A 16,035-nucleotide genomic window follows, 5' to 3' on the forward strand; every position below is an offset into this window, starting at 1 on the left:
TTCAGGGAAGAACCGTGCGCGGCGGACGGCTTGGGGCGGGCCGCTGCGCATGGCGAACCGGCGGGTGAGGCGGCGGCGCCGGTCAGGCGGCGAGCTTCTGGTTCGCGTTCGCGATGCCGCGCAGCATCAGGATGTCGCGGTAGGCGCCGGGTTCGAAGCCCATGCGGGTGCCGCCGCGGTTGTCGTAGATCAGGTCATGGAAGAAGCCATCGATCTCGGGCGTGTTCCATGCCTTGACCAGCTGCTCCAGCAGATGCGGATAGGCTTCGAGCCCCTTGCCGCCTTCGCTGTCCTGGGAAATCGGGTGGTCGGTCAGGTTGACGTTGAAATAGCGGCGGCATTCGGCACTGGCCGCGGCGTAGCCGGCGGCGTCGCCTTCGCGGTGCAGCAAGTCGAGCAGCAGCAGCCAGGGCACCGGCGATTCGGTCGGCGCCGCGCGCAGATGCTCCTGCAGCAGGTGGATGGCGAGCTCGCCGTGGCCGTGGGCCATGAATACCTCGGCCTGGTCGAGGATGTCTTCCTTGACCTCGGTGCCCTCGTCCGGGGGCGGGGCGGCGATTTCAGGCATGCGCTCCGCGGCGGGCGGCGGCTCCTTCGGCAGGGTGGCACTGAGCTCCGCCAGTGTCTTTTCCGTTGTCGCGGGCTGCGTCCACAGCGTGTCGGGTTCGACGCGGGAACTGCCGGATCGATTGCGGCGCAACAGCCAGGCGCCGATGCCGATCAGGCCGGCCACGCCGCCCGTCCCCAGCAGGTAGAAGGGCCATTGCGCCTCGGGCGCGGGCGCCGGTGCCGTGGCGACGGGCCTGGCGGCGGGCGCCGTGGCACGGCGTGCCGCCTCCAGCTCGCGGTTGCGTCGCCGCAAGTCGGCCAGCTGGGCCTCGAGATCGGCAAGCTTGTGCGCAAGCGCGGTGTTTTCGTCCGACAATTCGGTGGCGCTGAGCTTGTCCGGGTGCGGCCGGTTGAGGTCCGGCAGGGCGGTATCGAGCCGCAGCGCCATCGGGGTGTCGCCGAGCGCCCCGGCGGCCTGCTTGCCGGACAGGATCAGGCGCGGCTGGGCCTTCGCCGCGGCGTGACGGGGGCGGCTTTCCCCGCTCCTCGATGCGGTTGCGCGTGCGACCCGGGGAACATGGCGCTTCGTCGCGTGGTGAACGGCATGACGCCGCGCGGGCACCGCCTGGGGGGGCACGGCGCCCGGAGCCGGGCTCGACGCTGCCGGTGCAGGGGCGCCATCCGCCTCGATGATTGCAGGCGTGACGGCCGGCGGTGGGTCGAGCAGGATGACGTACTCGCGCTGCAGGCGCACCTGGCAATCCGAGACGAGGACGAACTGCAGCACCGGATCGTTGATCGGGAAAGACGTGCGGATATGCAGGCGCGTCTGCCCGCCGATCCGCTCGATGCTCAGCTGGGCACGCAGGCGCGGCGAGAGGCTGTCGGCGCCGGTGGTGAGGCTGAAGCAGTCGGCCGCGGCATCGGCGGGGGCGTCGACCAGGTTCACGGTGGCGCGCAGGGGCTGCCCCAGCTGCGAGCGCACGCTGAGATCGCCCATGCCGAGGGCGGCGGCGCCGCCGGCCTGGCACAACATCAACAGAAGACTAAGGGGTTTGAGATTCACACGGTCTGGATACAAGGGTCGACACCCTTATTCCGGCCAAGAATGCCACAACTTTAGGGTGGGCCCCCATACTGGCATGAATCTTGGTTGTGCCTTAAGCGGTCAGGATGAGCGCCCACACCACCACGACGTTGACAAGCGCGATCATCACCGCCGCGCTGCCCATGTCCTTGGCGCGCTTGATGAGCTCGTGCCGGTCCAGCGAAATGCGGTCAACGGCGGCCTCGAGCGCGGAATTCAGCAGTTCGACGACGAGCACCAGAAGCAGCGAGCCGATCATCAACGCGCGCTCGACGCCCGTGTTGCCTAGATACAACGCGAACGGAGCGAGCAGGATCGCAAGGACGAGCTCCTGGCGGAATGCATCCTCATGCCTGAGCGCGGCCAGCAGGCCCGCCCAGGAATAGCCTGCGGCGTTCAGCACGCGCCGCACGCCGGTCTTGCCCTTGAACGGACTTTCAGTCCGGGTGGGCGCAGCCTCGGGTTCGGTCACGACTTGTACGCGAGGTCGAGCTCGCGCGCGGCCTTGACGTCGTCGAGCCGCCGCACCGGCAGGCTGTAGGGCGCGCCCTTCACCAGCTCGGGGTGGGTCTCGGCCTCGTGCTTGATTTTCGCCATGGCGTCGACGAAGCCGTCGAGCGTCTCGCGGCTTTCGGTCTCGGTCGGCTCGATCAGCAGGCACTCCGGCACCAGGAGCGGGAAGTAGGTGGTCGGCGCGTGGTAGCCGTAGTCGAGCAGGCGCTTGGCGAAATCCATCGCCGACACGCCGGTGGCGTCCTTCAGCTTCTTCAGCGTGACGATGAACTCGTGGCTGGCGCGGCGGGTCGGGTAGGCCAGCTCGAAGCCGGCGTCGCGCAGGCGCGCCATCAGGTAGTTGGCGTTGAGCGTGGCGTATTCGGCGACGCGGTGCATGCCTTCGCGGCCGAGCAGGCGGGCGTAGACGTAGGCGCGCATCAGCACGCCGGCGTTGCCCATGTTGGCACTCATGCGGCCGATCGACTGCGGCAGGTCGGCCTCGGTGGCCAGGCGGTAGAAGCCGTTCTCGTTCAGCACGAGCGGGATCGGCATGAACGGCAACAGGCGCTCCGACACGCCCACCGGACCCGCGCCCGGGCCGCCGCCGCCGTGCGGCGTGGAGAAGGTCTTGTGCAGGTTCATGTGGATGACGTCGAAGCCCATGTCGCCCGGGCGCACCTTGCCGAGGATGGCGTTGAGGTTGGCGCCGTCGTAGTACAGAAGGCCGCCGGCGTCGTGGACGATCTTCTGGATCTCGGCGATGGTCTGCTCGAACACGCCCAGCGTCGACGGGTTGGTCAGCATCAGGCCGGCGGTCTGCGGGCCGACGGCTGACTTCAGCGCGGCGAGGTCGACCGCGCCGGTGGAATCGGTCGGGATTTCCCTGACCGTGTAGCCGCACATCGTCGCGGTCGCCGGGTTGGTGCCATGCGCGGCATCGGGGACGATGATTTCCTTGCGGGCGCTGTCGCCGCGCGCATCGTGGTAGGCGCGGATCATCGCCACGCCGGCGAACTCGCCGTGCGCACCGGCCATCGGCGCCATCGACACGCCGGCCATGCCGGTGACGTCCTTCAGCATCTCCTGCAGTTCATACATGCTGGCGAGGAAGCCCTGGCCGGTCTCGTCCGGAGAAGCCGGGTGCCGCGCCAGGAACTGCGGCAGCATCGCCAGCGAGTTGCACGCGCGCGGGTTGTACTTCATGGTGCACGAGCCGAGCGGGTAGAACTGCGTGTCGATCGAGAAGTTCTTTTGCGAAAGCCGCGTGTAGTGGCGCACGACGTCGAGCTCGGAAACCTCGGGCAATGCGGGCGCGTCCTTGCGGCGCAGCTCGGCCGGCAGGTCGTCGAGGCTGCCGCCGGCGGCGGGCAGCTGGGCGGCGGCGGTGCGGCCGGGACGGGAGTGGTCGAATATCAGCATGGTTAAAACCTTGTTATCCGCGAAGGACGCGAAGGGACGCGAAGTAAAACCCGAGAGGAGTTCTTTGATCTTCTTTGCGTTTCTTCGCGTCCTTCGCGGATGAAAATTTATTTCAAAGCAGCCAGCGCGGCGTCGTAGTTCGGCTCCTGCTTGATCTCGGGCACGAGCTCCGCGTGCAGTACCTTGTTGTTCTCGTCGAGCACGACGACGGCGCGCGCGGTGATGCCGGCGAGCGGGCCGCTGGTGATGGCGACGCCGTAGTTCTTCATGAATTCGGCGCCGCGCATCGTCGACAGCGTCACCACGTTGTTGGTGCTCTCGGCGCCGCAGAAGCGGTTCATCGCGAACGGCAGGTCGGCCGAGATGATCAGCACGGCGGTGTTGCCGACGGCGGCGTCGTTGAATTTCTTGGTGGAAGTCGCGCACACCGGCGTGTCGAGGCTGGGCACGATGTTGAGGATCTTCTTCTTGCCCGCGAAGTCGGCCAGCGACACATCGGCCAGGTCCTTGTTCACCAGCTTGAAATCGGGCGCGGTATCGCCGACCTTGGGGAAGGTGCCGGCGACGTCGATGGGGTTGCCTGCGAGGGTCACTGCCATGTTTGCTCTCCTTGATTCACGTCAATCAAACCTCGGGCGATTGCGCCCGTTCCTGCGCGTCGGTCAGCCGCCTTGCTGGTCGAAGCGCGCGAGATGCTCGTCGATGTTCTCGCGCAGCATCTTTTCGTACTGGTCCAGGAAATAGGCGATCGCGGCTTCCTTCTCCGCGATCATCTGCTCCTTGCTGCCCGCCGCCGCCGCGATCACGAAGGCGTTGAAGCGCGAGGCCGCGAACAGCGCAGCCGCGCTGACGCGGCTCGGCTTCGTCTCGTTCAGCTGGGTGTTGGCCAGCGAGATATAGGCGTCGGCCATGTCGTAGAACTGCCGGTCGCGTTGCACATCGCTCATGCGGGCCTCTCAGTTCTTGTACGCGCACGGCGGCGCTTCGCGGCGCTTGGACAGGATGCGTTCCATCTGCTGCGCATAGTGGTCGAGGTCGGCCGGCGTCTTGGTCTCGGTGACGCAGATGAGGATGGCCTGGCCGAGCTCCGGATACCAGCCGGAGATGTCCAGCCCACCGAGGATGCCCTGCGCGCGCAGCGCGCGCAGCACGTCCTTCGCCTTGTCGTTGAGCTTCAGCACCACTTCGTGGAAGTAGGGGCTGGCAAACGCCTTCGTCACGCCGGGAATCGCGGCGAGCTTGTCGGCCAGCGCGACGGTGCCGGCATGGCTCGCCGAGGCGACCTTCGCCAGGCCCTGCGGGCCGAGCAGCGACAGGTACTGCGTCGCCGCGGTGACGACGAGGCCCTGGTTGGTGCAGATGTTGGACGTCGCCTTGGAGCGGCGGATGTGCTGCTCGCGCGCCTGCAAGGTCAGCGCGAAGCCGGGCTTGCCGTCGAGGTCGACGGTGCGGCCGACGATGCGCCCCGGCATCTGGCGCACGAAGTCCTGGCGGCAGCACATGAAGCCGAAGTAGGGGCCGCCCGAGGCGAGCGGCGCGCCGAGCGGCTGGCCTTCGCCGACCGCGATGTCGGCGCCTTTCGTTCCCCACTTGCCGGGCGCCTCCAGCACCGCGAGCGTGGTCGGGTTGACCAGCGCGATCGCCAGCGCGCCCTTCGCGTGCGCCCAGTCGGTCAGTGCGTGCACGTCTTCCAGCACGCCGAAGAAGTTGGGCTGCGGGATGACCAGGCCGGCGAAGGCGCCCGGGTCCGACGGCAGCACGGTCTTGCCGGTCGCCGGATCGTAGTCGAGCTCGACCAGCTCGATGCCCTGGTTCCGCACGGTCGTGTCGGCCACGCGGCGGTAGATCGGGTGCACGGTCTTCGGTACCAGCACGCGGCGCGAGGTCTTGTGCGAGCGGACCGCCATCAGCACCGCCTCGGCCAGCGCCGAGGCACCGTCGTACAGCGAGGCGTTGGAGACGTCGAGCCCGGTCAGCCGGGTCATCATGGTCTGGTATTCGTAGATCAGCTGCAGCGTGCCCTGGCTGGCCTCGGCCTGATAGGGCGTGTAGGCGGAGTAGAACTCGCCGCGCGTGGTGATCTGCCAGATCGCCGCCGGGATGTGGTGCTCGTAGGCACCGGCACCGATGAAGTTGGACCAGAAGCCGTCGGCCGATGCGCGCTCCTGCATCAGCCGCGCGACCGCCATCTCGGGCAGGCCGTCGGGCACGTCCTTGAGCTTGCCGGTCTTCAGCGCGGTCGGGATTTCGTCGAACAGGTCCTCGATGCTCTGGGCGCCGATGGCGCCGAGCATGGCGGAGACGTCTTCTTCAGTGTGGGGAATGAAGGGCATGGCGTAAGAACCTTTATCCGGGGAAGACACGCTTCGGCGCGTTCTCCCCAGACGAAAAATCAGTGGGCTTCCGACTCGACCAGCTTCTGGTAGGCCGCGGCGTCGAGCAGTTCGCCGACATCGGCAGGGTTGGCCGGCTTCAGCTTGAACATCCACGCGCCATAGGCGTCCTGGTTCACCGACTCGGGGCTGGATTCGACGTCGCCGTTGGCGGCGACGACTTCACCGGCGACCGGGGCGTAGACGTCGGATGCGGCCTTGACCGATTCGACCACGGCGCACTCCTCGCCCTTGGCGAGCGTGCGGCCGACGGCGGGGTTCTCGATGAACACCATGTCGCCGAGCAGGTCCTGGGCGTGATGGGTGATGCCCACGGTCAGCGTGCCGTCGGCTTCGACGCGCACCCATTCGTGGCTGGGGGTGTATTTGAGGTCAGCGGGAATGCTCATTGTTTGCTCCTTGGTTTTTGGATACCCGCGAAGAACGCGAAGGGGCGCAAAGAAAGTCAAGAACGACCGGGATTCTACTTCGCGTTTCTTCGCGTTCTTCGCGGATAAAGAATCAGATCATGATCTTGCCGTTGCGCACGAAAGGGTGCTTCACCACCTTGGCTTTCAGCTTCTTGTCGCGGATCTCGACCTCGACTTCCTCGCCCGGGGCGATGCCGAGCGGGATGCGGGCGAGCGCAATCGATTGCTGCATGGTAGGCGAAAACGTGCCGGAGGTGATTTCGCCCTCGCCGTTCTTGGTGAAGACCTTTTGATGGCTGCGCAGCACGCCCTTGTCGAGCAGCACCAGGCCGGCGAGCTGCCTGGTCACTTCGCTGGCTTCGAGGGCCTGGCGGCCGACGAAATCGCGCTCGGTCTTCAGGTCGACCGTCCAGGCGAGGCCGGATTCTAGGGGAGAGGTGGTCTCGTCCATATCCTGGCCGTAGAGGTTCATCCCGGCTTCGAGCCGCAGCGTGTCGCGCGCACCCAGCCCGATCGGCTTGCCGCCCGCTTCCATCAACGCCTTCCAGAAGAAGGGCGCGGACTTCGCCAGCACCATCACCTCGAAGCCGTCCTCGCCGGTGTAGCCGGTGCGGGCGATGAACATCTCGCCCATGGCGGCGGCGTTGAAGGGCTTCAGGCTGGCCGTGATCTGATCGACGCCGGGTAGCGCTTCGTTGAGTACGCGGGTCGCGTCCGGGCCCTGGATCGCGATCATCGCGAGGTCGCGGCGCGGGGTGAGGGTCAGCCCCATGCCCCAATCGGCGTTGCATTTCTCCATCCACGCGAGGTCTTTCTCCGCGGTGCCGGCGTTGACCACCAGGCGGAACCAGGACTCGTCCATGAAGTAGATGATGAGGTCGTCGATGACGCCGCCGGCCTCGTTCAGCATGCACGAGTACAGCGCCTTGCCGGAGACCTGCAGCTTGTCGACGTTGTTCGCCACCAGCCGGCGCAGGAAGGCGCGCACGTTGGCGCCGCGGATGTCGAGCGGCAGCATGTGCGAGACGTCGAACAGGCCGCAGCTGGAACGTACGACGTGGTGCTCCTCGATCTGCGAGCCGTAGTTGACCGGCATGTCCCAGCCGCCGAAGTCGACCATCTTGGCGCCGAGTTCGCGGTGGGTGGCGTTGAGCGGGGTTTGTTTGAGCATGGAGCCACCAAAATAAAAAAGGGTGAAGCGGGGATTCGCTTCACCCCTCTGTCCTTGGTACCTGAGAGATTACGGCGCCCGGCTGGTCCAGCCACGGCCCGCTGCCCCTTCGGTGGCAGTCTCAAGGATCTGCGCTCTCCAGAGTGTTCCGGCTGTTGCGGTCCTTTTGCCTGAGCGATTCCGGGTGAATTGCGCCTTCGGCGGCATGCGGCGCATGCGCTCTCCCGCAACGGGAACGCGCACTATACCGAAGAAGCGCAGCGCGGGCTAGCCTGGCGCGGACGCTCAATACGTCAGCTGCAGATTGAAGCCCATCGGCGTCAAGTCGCGCACGGTGAGCGGCAGGCTCAGGGGCTGTTCGCTCCGCGGCGGGATCCCGGCCGCAATACGGGCGGGGTCGGCGAGGTACTCGCTGGGGGCGAAGCTGCGGCGCGCGAGCGGCTGGTTGCGCTGATCGGTCAGCGTGAGCACCAGCATCGGCCAGGCCTCGACATGGCTGGCGCGGTTGCCCAGGGTGAGCGTGAGCTTCAGGCGGCCGCTGGCCTCGGTCTGCAGGTCGGAGCCGACGATCCGCAGCTGTGCCAGGTCGCGTGGCAATGAAAGCGTGCAGCCCAGCGCGTCGCAGGCCTGTTCGAACGCGGGGCGGCTGGCGGGCCACAGGCCGGCCAGCGTGTCGCGCAGGAAATAGGCCGATTGCGCGAGCAGCGTCACGAGAAGGAGCGCGCTCGCCGTCGCCCACACCCATGTCGGCGTGCGCCGCCGTGCCGAAGCGGTGCGCGCCGTTCCCGGATGGGGGCTCGCGTACTCGATGCGGGCTTGGGGCGCCGTGGGCTGTTCGGCGGCGACCGGGCGGCGCGGGGCGGGTGCTGCGGCAACGGCCGGCTCCGGTGGGTAGGGCGCCGGCGCCGGATAGATCTGCGGTACGGGGCCGAGGTCTTCCGGTACCGGAATCTCGGGGTCGATCAGGATGATCGACGGCAGGTCCGATGCGACTTCGCGCTGCGCGATGCCGTGCGGACGCTCGGCCGCCAGCGGTGCTTCATCCGGCGGCGCAGCCGCTGGCGGGGGTACTTCCGGGAGGAACGTGTCGGCGACGGCCGGCGCGACCTCGACGGGCTGCACCGCGGGCTCGGGCGGCGGCTCGACCGGGGCGGGCAGGGGCAGCGGGGAGCCGTCTTCCATGAGGAGGCTCGGCCGCGCATCGAAGGCGGCGCCGCATACGCTGCATTGCACCCAGCCTTGTGCGGCGTCGAGCTGGTCCGGTCCGAGCCGGAAGATGCTCGCGCAGTGCGGGCAGGTGGTGCGGTACTTCACTTCTTGATGCCAGCCAGACGCACCCAGCCCTCGTCGCCGGCGGGGGGGTCGAAGACGAACCAGTCGCGATAGACCGCCATCACGTCCTCGGCCTGTTCGGCAAGGATGCCTGACAGCACCAGCCGGCCACCCGGGCGGACCCGGCCCGCCAGCAGCGGGGCCATGCCCTTGAGGGGATTGGTCAGGATGTTGGCGACGACGACGTCGTATTGGCCCGCCGCGAGTTCGTCCGGCAGGTGGAAGCGGGCGGTCACGCCATTGAGCGCGGCATTGTCGCGCGAGGCCGCCACGGCCTGCGGGTCGATGTCGACGCCGTCGACGCGGGCCGCACCCAGCTTGGCTGCAGCGATCGCCAGGACGCCTGAGCCGCAGCCATAGTCGAGCAGGGTTTCGCCGCCTTTCAGGTTGTCGTCGAGCCAGCGCAGGCACAGCCGCGTGGTCGGGTGGCTGCCGGTACCGAAGGCGAGGCCCGGGTCGAGCTTGAGATTGATCGCGCGGGCGTCGGGCGCGTCGTGCCAGGTCGGCACGATCCACAGGCGCGGTGAGATCGGGATCGGATCGAACTGGGATTGCGTGAGGCGGACCCAGTCCTGCTCAGCCACCATCTCGACCGTGTATTCGGCGGGAACGGGGATGCCCGCCTGCCGCGCGGCGGCTGCCAGGGTCGCGGCGACGTCGGCCCCTTCATCCAGCAGCACGAGGGCGATACTGCGGGGCCACAGTTCGGCAGTCGGGTGGTCGGGCTCGCCGAACAGCGGCGTTTCGTCGATCGTGCCGGCGTCGGCATCCTCCAGCGAAACCGACAGCGCGCCGATTTCCATCAGCGCATCGGACAGCGGCTCGGCCTGCTTGGAATCGACGAGGATGCGAACGGATTGCCAGGGCATCGTAGGTGAGCGGTGAGCGGTGAGCGGTGAGCGGAGGGGGCGCGTGCCGCTCACGGTTCGCGGCCTACCCTTTTTCTCCGGCCAGCTTGTGCTCGAGGTAATGAATGCTGGTGCCGCCGGCCATGAAGGCGGCATCGTTCATCAGTTCCTGGTGCAGCGGGATGTTGCTCTGGATGCCCTCGACCACCATTTCCACCAGCGCGCCGCGCATGCGGGCGATGGCCTGGTCGCGCGTGTCGCCGTAGGCGATCACCTTGCCGATCATCGAGTCGTAGTGCGGCGGCACGTAATAGCCGTGGTAGACGTGCGAATCGACGCGGATGCCCGGGCCGCCGGGCGCGTGGTAATTCGTCAGCCTGCCGGGGCTGGGCACGAAGGTGGTCGGATGCTCGGCGTTGATGCGGCATTCGATCGCGTGCCCGCGGAACTGGATGTCCTTCTGCTTCCACGGCAGCGTCTCGCCGGCGGCGACGCGGATCTGCGTCTGCACGATGTCGATGCCGGTGATGAGCTCGGTGACCGGGTGCTCGACCTGCACGCGGGTGTTCATCTCGATGAAGTAGAACTCGCCGTTCTCGTACAGGAACTCGAATGTGCCGGCACCGCGGTAGCCGATCTTGCGGCAGGCCTCGGCGCAGCGCTCGCCGATCTTGTCGCGGAGCTTGGGATCGAGGCCGGGGGCGGGGGCCTCCTCCAGCACCTTCTGGTGGCGGCGCTGCATCGAGCAGTCGCGCTCGCCGAGGTGCACCGCATTGCCGTGCTCGTCGGCCAGCACCTGGATCTCGATGTGGCGCGGGGTCTGGAGGAATTTCTCCATGTAGACCATGGGGTTGCCGAAGGCGGAGCCGGCCTCCGTTCGCGTCATGGTGACGGCGTTCAACAGCGCGGCCTCGGTGTGCACGACGCGCATGCCGCGGCCGCCGCCGCCGCCGGCCGCCTTGATGATGACCGGGTAGCCGATGGCGCGTCCGATTTTCAGGATCTCGTCGGGATCGTCCGGCAGCGCGCCGTCGGAGCCGGGCACGCACGGCACCTTGGCTTCGATCATCGCCTGCTTGGCGGCGACCTTGTCGCCCATCAGGCGGATGTTGTCCGGGCGCGGACCGATGAAGGTGAAGCCGGACGATTCCACGCGCTCGGCGAAATCGGCGTTTTCCGAGAGGAAGCCGTAGCCGGGGTGGATCGCGCCGGCGTCGGTGACTTCGGCGGCGGCGATGATCGACGGCACGTGCAGGTAGCTCTGGGTCGACGGCGCCGGTCCGATGCAGACCGACTCGTCGGCCAGCTTGACGTACTTGGCCTCGCGGTCGGCTTCGGAATATACGGCGACCGTCTTGATGCCCATCTCGCGGCAGGCGCGCTGGATTCTCAAGGCGATTTCGCCGCGGTTGGCGATCAGGATCTTTTCAAACATGGGCATGCTCAGATGAGATGAGAGGCGGTGAGCAGGGCAATGGACGAAAACGCCTCACGCCCTCGCGTCCATGGCTCACCCGATGACAAACAGCGGCTCGCCGTATTCGACCGGCTGGCCGTTCTCGACCAGGATCGCCTTGACGACGCCGGACTGGTCGGCCTCGATCTCGTTGAGGAGCTTCATCGCCTCGATGATGCACAGCGTGTCGCCGGCGGAGACGGTCTGGCCCACCTCGCAGAACACCTTGGCGCCGGGAGCCGGGGCGCGATAGAAGGTGCCGACCATGGGCGAGCGGACCACGTGCCCCTCGGGCACGGCTTCCTCGGCGGCGGCCGCCGCCGGCGCGGCGGCAGGCACGGCCGCCTGGATGATCTGCGGCGGCGGCGCCATCATCATCGGCGCACCGGCGATGCTCTTGGCGATGCGGACTTTTTCCTCGCCCTCGGTGATTTCCAGTTCGGCGATGCCGGAGGCTTCGACCAGATCAATGAGCTTTTTGAGTTTTCTGAGATCCATGGGGCGTCCTGTTTTGGAGATGGCGCAGCGCATATTCCAGCGCCAGTTCGTAGCCGTGTGCCCCCAGACCGGAGACCACGCCGACGGCCAGGTCGGAGAAATACGAATGATGGCGGAAGGCTTCGCGCGCGTAGATGTTGGAAAGGTGAACCTCGACGAACGGGATGGCAACCGCCGCCAGCGCGTCGCGCAGCGCGACGCTGGTGTGCGTGTACGCTGCCGGATTGATGATGATGAAGTCGACCGCGTCGAGGGCCGCCTGATGGATGCGATCGATCAGGGCCCCTTCATGATTGTGCTGATAGGTTTCGACCTGGGCGCCGGCCGTTTCCCCACGCGCGACCAGCGCGCGATTGATGTCGTCGAGCGTGGCGAGGCCGTAGTGCTTGGGCTCGCGGCTTCCCAGCAGGTTGAGGTTGGGGCCGTGCAGAACCAGCACGTGCGGGCGCAGACTCGGGACCGGTTTGGCCGCGGTGCGGCCGGTTCGCTTGGTGGTCATGGCGGCGAAGTTTGCCGTAAATGGAGGTAAATTGTCCAGATATTGACGCTAACTGGCAATTATGCGCCGTACTGGCGCAAGCTTGCCTCGAGCGTGGCGCGCGGCAGCCGGCCCAGATGGCTCAGCACCACCTTGCCATCCCGATCGAGCACGATCGTGTAGGGAAGCGCCCCCTGGGTGTCGCCGAGCTGTCGCGCCAGTTCCTGGGCCGCGCCTTCGCCGATCAGGATCGGGTAGGAGACGGATACCTGCTGCAGGAATTGCCTGACGTTGGCCGCCGTGTCGACCGCGATGCCGACGAATTCGACGCCATGCGGCTCGAATTGCGCCCGCAGCGCGACAAAATCCGGAATTTCATCACGGCAGGGGGCGCACCAGCTGGCCCAGAAGTTCAGCACGACGACCCGTCCGCGCCACTGCGACAGGGGCTGCGCGCGGCCCTGGAGATCCGGGAAGGCGAGCTGCCACATTGCCATGGCCGCGGTCGCGGGCGGGGAGGGGGCGTAGTGCCCGCGCGCCAGCCATACGCCCGCGGCGAGCGCGGCTGCCGCCAGCGGAAGCGCCAGCCAGTTTCTTCTTCTCATGCGATGGCGCCGTCGCCGCCTCACCCCGCGAGCGGGGCGAGGCTCGGCTCAGACGGTGCGGAACGCCCGGCGGGGCAGAAGCACGGGGCCATGGGGCGGTGGCTCAAAGCGTGCCGTAGGAGTGCAGGCCCGACAGGAACATGTTGACGCCGAGGAAGGCGAAGGTGGTGACGATCAGGCCCGTCAGCGCCCACCAGGCGAGCATCGGCCCGCGCAGGCCCTTGACCAGGCGGATGTGCAGCCAGGCGGCATAGTTCAGCCACACGATCAGCGCCCAGGTTTCCTTCGGATCCCACGACCAGTAGCCGCCCCAGGCCTCGGCGGCCCACATGGCGCCGAGAATCGTCGCGATGGTGAAGAAGGCGAAGCCGATCGCGATCGCCTTGTACATGACGTCGTCGAGCACCTCGAGGCGCGGCAGCCGGCTCGCCAGAATGCCACGGCTTGCCAGCAGGTAGGCGGCGCCGAGCATCGCGGCGATCGAGAACGAACCGTAGCCGATGAAGTTGGCGGGGACGTGCAGCTTCATCCACCAGGACTTGAGCGCCGGCACCAGCGGCTGGATCGTCGAGGCGCCGCGGTCGAAGGTGTACCAGAGGATGAAGCCGACCGCGGCGGAGATCACCAGCAGCACGAAGGCACCCATCTGGCGGGTCTGGTAGCGCGCCTCGTAATAGAGGTAGAGCATCGCGGTGATCAGGCAGAACAGCACGAAGACTTCGTACAGGTTGGACACCGGGATGTGGCCGACGTCGGTGCCGATCAGGTAGGACTCGTACCAGCGCACCATCAGGCCGATGAAACCCATCGCCACGGCCGACCAGGTCATCGCGCTGGCCGTCCTCATCGTGAACTCGGACCGGCCCAGCAGGCCGCCCCAGTAGGTCAGGGTGGCGAGGCCGAACAGGGCGCACATCCACATGATGGCCGCCTGGCTCGAAATCAGGTACTTGAGGAAGAAGGCCTGCTCCATCCGCGTCAGGTCGTCGTGGTACTGGCTGATGGCGAACAGGCTGACGGCGCCGACCACGATGAACAGGACGCGGAACGGCTTCCAGAACCAGCCGAACACGGCGAGGGCGGGGATCGCGGCCAGCAGGATGCCCTTTTCGTACAGGTCCATGTACTCGCCGAAGCGCGACAGGGCGAACAGCCCGCCGGCGGCGACGATGACCGCGAACAGCCAGTCGAACCAGGACAGGCGCTTGAACAGCGGGGCGGGTTGATTGAGGGCAAGTTCCATGGTGAGTCCTCCGGGTTACTTCGCGAGCGTGTCGAGCGCCTGCGCGTGTCGGGTGAATTCCTTCTCGAAGTCGATCGTATGCTTCGCCGACGACATCGCGAGCAGGGCGTTGCCGGGCTTGATGCGGAGCCAGACCCGGCGCTCGCGCACGTAAAGCATGAAGAATACGCCGAGTGTCAGCAAAAGCGAACCGAAGTAGACGACGTTCTTGCCTGGCGAACGGGTCAACTGCAGGCCGCTTGCCTTGACCTCGTCGTAGCTCATGAGTTGCAGATAAAGCGGCGCGCCGTAGACGAACATGTCACTGATGCTGTTGAGGGTATCGCGCACCAGCCAGCCGGTCGCGTCGTCAGTCTTCGGCGGCGGCAGGTTGGCCTGGCGGTCGGCGATTTTCAGCGCCTCGAAGCCCGCGAGCTCGAGGATGCGCAGATAAGTGCCTGCCGCCTTCTCGCGTTCGGCCGCCGGTACCTTCTCCTCGATGAACTTGCCCAGGGGCTGGAATCCGCCCTGCGCGAACAGGCCCAGCACCTGCTCGGCGCTGCGGGTGAGCTTGCTCTCGATCTCGGTACCCCACGCGTTCGCCGGCAGCGCCTGGTGCGCGAAGGCCGCCGCGATTTCGGGGCGCAGGTCCGGATTCAGCAGGGCGCCGCGCAGGCGCATGAAGGTCTCGAGATTGCCGTCGGCGTCGAGCGGCATGCGCAGATAGCGGAACGGCTCGTTGGGGGCGTCGCGCACGCCGGACATCATGTACCAGCGCCCGTCGAGCTCCATCGGCAGCATGTAGTTGCTGAATTCGCGTGCCTGGCCGCGCGCATCGCGCAGCTTGTACTGGAAGCTGGGGCCGACGTTGCGCAGCTCGCGCTTGTCGCTGGCCGGGTTGCCGCCGAGCACGCTCATCGCGTCGCGCACCGCGGGGGTGTCGCCCATGTTCTCGACGTTGAAGGGGCGGAAATCCACGAACTCGAGTGTCGAATCGCCGGCCGTGCTGGTCAGCGTGGCCGTCTGGTGGATCGTGCCCTTGATCGGGAAGGACGAATCCGTCGGCGCGAACAGGTTCCACGCGCGCAGGTTCAGGTGCGTGCCGCCGTCGGCGAAGCTGGCCTGGTAGATCGCGATGCCGTCCTGGATCAGCGGATGGTTGACCGCGATGGTCGCCTCGCGGATCTTCTTGCCGGAACGGTCGAAGATCTCGATGTCGCTTTCGAAGTTCTTCGGCTGTCCGGTCGTGTAATGCTCGATGCGGAACTGCTTGAGCCCGATCGTGAAGGGCAGGTCCTGTACCAGATAGCCGTCGGCCACGTTCAGGAAGACGACGTCGGCGCTGGAGCCCTCGGGAATCTGCACGCTGCCGCGGAACGAGGGGTTGGACGGCGACAGCCGGGAAATCGGCGGCACCTGGCTCTGCGGGATGTCGCGCGTTTCGATCTTCTTGTAGCCGAGCAGCTGCTGTACCTTGAACACCAGATTGCCGTCCATCAGTCCGCCGATGCAGATCAGGACGATTGCCGAGTGCGCGAGGAAATAGCCGAGGCGGTTCCAGCTGCCGGCCTTGGCCGCGAGCAGCACGCCGTCTTCGCGCGGCAGGTTCTTCACCTTGTAGCCCTGGCCCTCCAGGTAGCGCTGTGCATTGGCGGCGAGCGTCGCCGGAGGCAGGGTCGTGTCGACTTCGTGCTTGTGCTTGAACGCGTTCAGCGACTGCTCGCTGACATGCTCGCGGAAGCTCTTCATTTCACGCGCGAAATTGGGCGCGTTGCGGTAGATGCAGACGCTCGTCGACACCACCAGGAAGGTCAGGATCACCAGGAACCAGGCGGCGTGGTAGACGTCGTAGAGCCCCAGTTTCTCGAACGCCTCGAACCAGAATGGACCGAACTGGATCAGGTAATTGCTGTACGGCTCGGCCTGCTTCAATACCGTCCCGATGATGGAGGCGATCGCAAGAATGGAGAGCAGGCTGATGGCAAACCGCATCGAGCTCAGCAGCTCGAACACGGCTTTTCCGAAGGATGGGGGGGAGGAATTCATGAGGGGGCGCAATACCCTGAAGGCAC

At 66.8% G+C, this 16,035-nt stretch carries 16 protein-coding genes and 2 riboswitches; all 16 genes read right to left on the reverse strand.

The window, feature by feature from the left end:
• Positions 1–82: 82 nt before the first annotated feature.
• The 16 genes from VA613_RS01035 to VA613_RS01110 all read right to left on the reverse strand — a co-directional run bounded on the left by VA613_RS01035 (position 83) and on the right by VA613_RS01110 (position 16,009).
• A complete protein-coding gene (locus VA613_RS01035) occupies positions 83–1,585 on the reverse strand; it encodes a type IV pilus assembly protein FimV (protein WP_324780014.1) in 1,503 nt (500 codons plus the stop codon).
• 124 nt (positions 1,586–1,709) lie between these two features.
• The gene (locus tag VA613_RS01040; protein ID WP_324780015.1) at positions 1,710–2,108 is read right to left on the reverse strand and encodes a diacylglycerol kinase; all 399 of its coding nucleotides are present in this window, start codon (positions 2,106–2,108) and stop codon (positions 1,710–1,712) included.
• Entirely contained in the window at positions 2,105–3,550 is a 1,446-nt protein-coding gene (gene gcvPB / locus VA613_RS01045; protein WP_324780016.1) for an aminomethyl-transferring glycine dehydrogenase subunit GcvPB, read from the reverse strand. The genes VA613_RS01040 and gcvPB overlap by 4 nt, the downstream gene beginning before the upstream one ends.
• A gap of 107 nt (positions 3,551–3,657) precedes the next feature.
• The gene (gene tpx, locus VA613_RS01050; protein WP_324780017.1) at positions 3,658–4,149 is read right to left on the reverse strand and encodes a thiol peroxidase; all 492 of its coding nucleotides are present in this window, start codon (positions 4,147–4,149) and stop codon (positions 3,658–3,660) included.
• Between the two features lie 63 nt (positions 4,150–4,212).
• On the reverse strand, positions 4,213–4,497 hold the full coding sequence (locus VA613_RS01055) for a DUF3144 domain-containing protein (protein WP_324780018.1): 285 nt from the start codon (positions 4,495–4,497) through the stop codon (positions 4,213–4,215).
• A 9-nt stretch (positions 4,498–4,506) separates the two neighbouring features.
• Positions 4,507–5,883 (reverse strand): aminomethyl-transferring glycine dehydrogenase subunit GcvPA, encoded by a 1,377-nt coding sequence (gene gcvPA, locus VA613_RS01060; RefSeq protein ID WP_324780019.1) that lies wholly within the window; start codon positions 5,881–5,883, stop codon positions 4,507–4,509.
• Positions 5,884–5,942: 59 nt separating this feature from the next.
• A complete protein-coding gene (gcvH, locus tag VA613_RS01065; RefSeq protein ID WP_324780020.1) occupies positions 5,943–6,332 on the reverse strand; it encodes a glycine cleavage system protein GcvH in 390 nt (129 codons plus the stop codon).
• A 112-nt stretch (positions 6,333–6,444) separates the two neighbouring features.
• A complete protein-coding gene (gene gcvT / locus VA613_RS01070; protein ID WP_324780021.1) occupies positions 6,445–7,524 on the reverse strand; it encodes a glycine cleavage system aminomethyltransferase GcvT in 1,080 nt (359 codons plus the stop codon).
• Positions 7,525–7,562: 38 nt separating this feature from the next.
• A riboswitch (glycine riboswitch) is annotated at positions 7,563–7,672 on the reverse strand.
• Positions 7,673–7,761: riboswitch (glycine riboswitch) on the reverse strand.
• Positions 7,762–7,809: 48 nt separating this feature from the next.
• Complete coding sequence (locus VA613_RS01075) at positions 7,810–8,838, reverse strand: zinc-ribbon and DUF3426 domain-containing protein (RefSeq protein WP_324780022.1); 1,029 nt, start codon at positions 8,836–8,838, stop codon at positions 7,810–7,812.
• Positions 8,835–9,725: a 50S ribosomal protein L11 methyltransferase gene (gene prmA, locus VA613_RS01080; protein WP_324780023.1), complete on the reverse strand. Its 891-nt coding sequence runs from the start codon at positions 9,723–9,725 to the stop codon at positions 8,835–8,837. The genes VA613_RS01075 and prmA overlap by 4 nt, the downstream gene beginning before the upstream one ends.
• Before the next feature lie 64 nt (positions 9,726–9,789).
• Positions 9,790–11,139 carry an acetyl-CoA carboxylase biotin carboxylase subunit gene (accC, locus tag VA613_RS01085; RefSeq protein ID WP_324781197.1) on the reverse strand — a complete coding sequence of 450 codons (1,350 nt, stop codon included), beginning with the start codon at positions 11,137–11,139 and terminating at the stop codon, positions 9,790–9,792.
• Between the two features lie 75 nt (positions 11,140–11,214).
• Entirely contained in the window at positions 11,215–11,658 is a 444-nt protein-coding gene (accB, locus tag VA613_RS01090) for an acetyl-CoA carboxylase biotin carboxyl carrier protein (RefSeq protein ID WP_324780024.1), read from the reverse strand.
• Entirely contained in the window at positions 11,627–12,157 is a 531-nt protein-coding gene (gene aroQ, locus VA613_RS01095) for a type II 3-dehydroquinate dehydratase (protein WP_324780025.1), read from the reverse strand. Before aroQ ends, accB begins: the two co-directional genes overlap by 32 nt.
• Positions 12,158–12,216: 59 nt before the next feature.
• Positions 12,217–12,741, reverse strand: a complete 525-nt coding sequence (locus VA613_RS01100; RefSeq protein WP_324780026.1) for a TlpA family protein disulfide reductase — start codon at positions 12,739–12,741, stop codon at positions 12,217–12,219.
• Positions 12,742–12,844: 103 nt separating this feature from the next.
• The gene (gene ccsB / locus VA613_RS01105; protein WP_324780027.1) at positions 12,845–13,984 is read right to left on the reverse strand and encodes a c-type cytochrome biogenesis protein CcsB; all 1,140 of its coding nucleotides are present in this window, start codon (positions 13,982–13,984) and stop codon (positions 12,845–12,847) included.
• 15 nt (positions 13,985–13,999) lie between these two features.
• On the reverse strand, positions 14,000–16,009 hold the full coding sequence (locus tag VA613_RS01110; RefSeq protein ID WP_324780028.1) for a cytochrome c biogenesis protein ResB: 2,010 nt from the start codon (positions 16,007–16,009) through the stop codon (positions 14,000–14,002).
• Between the last annotated feature and the right edge of the window lie 26 nt (positions 16,010–16,035).

It is taken from the genome of Thiobacillus sp. SCUT-2 (assembly GCF_035621355.1).
Lineage (GTDB): Bacteria > Pseudomonadota > Gammaproteobacteria > Burkholderiales > Thiobacillaceae > Thiobacillus > Thiobacillus sedimenti.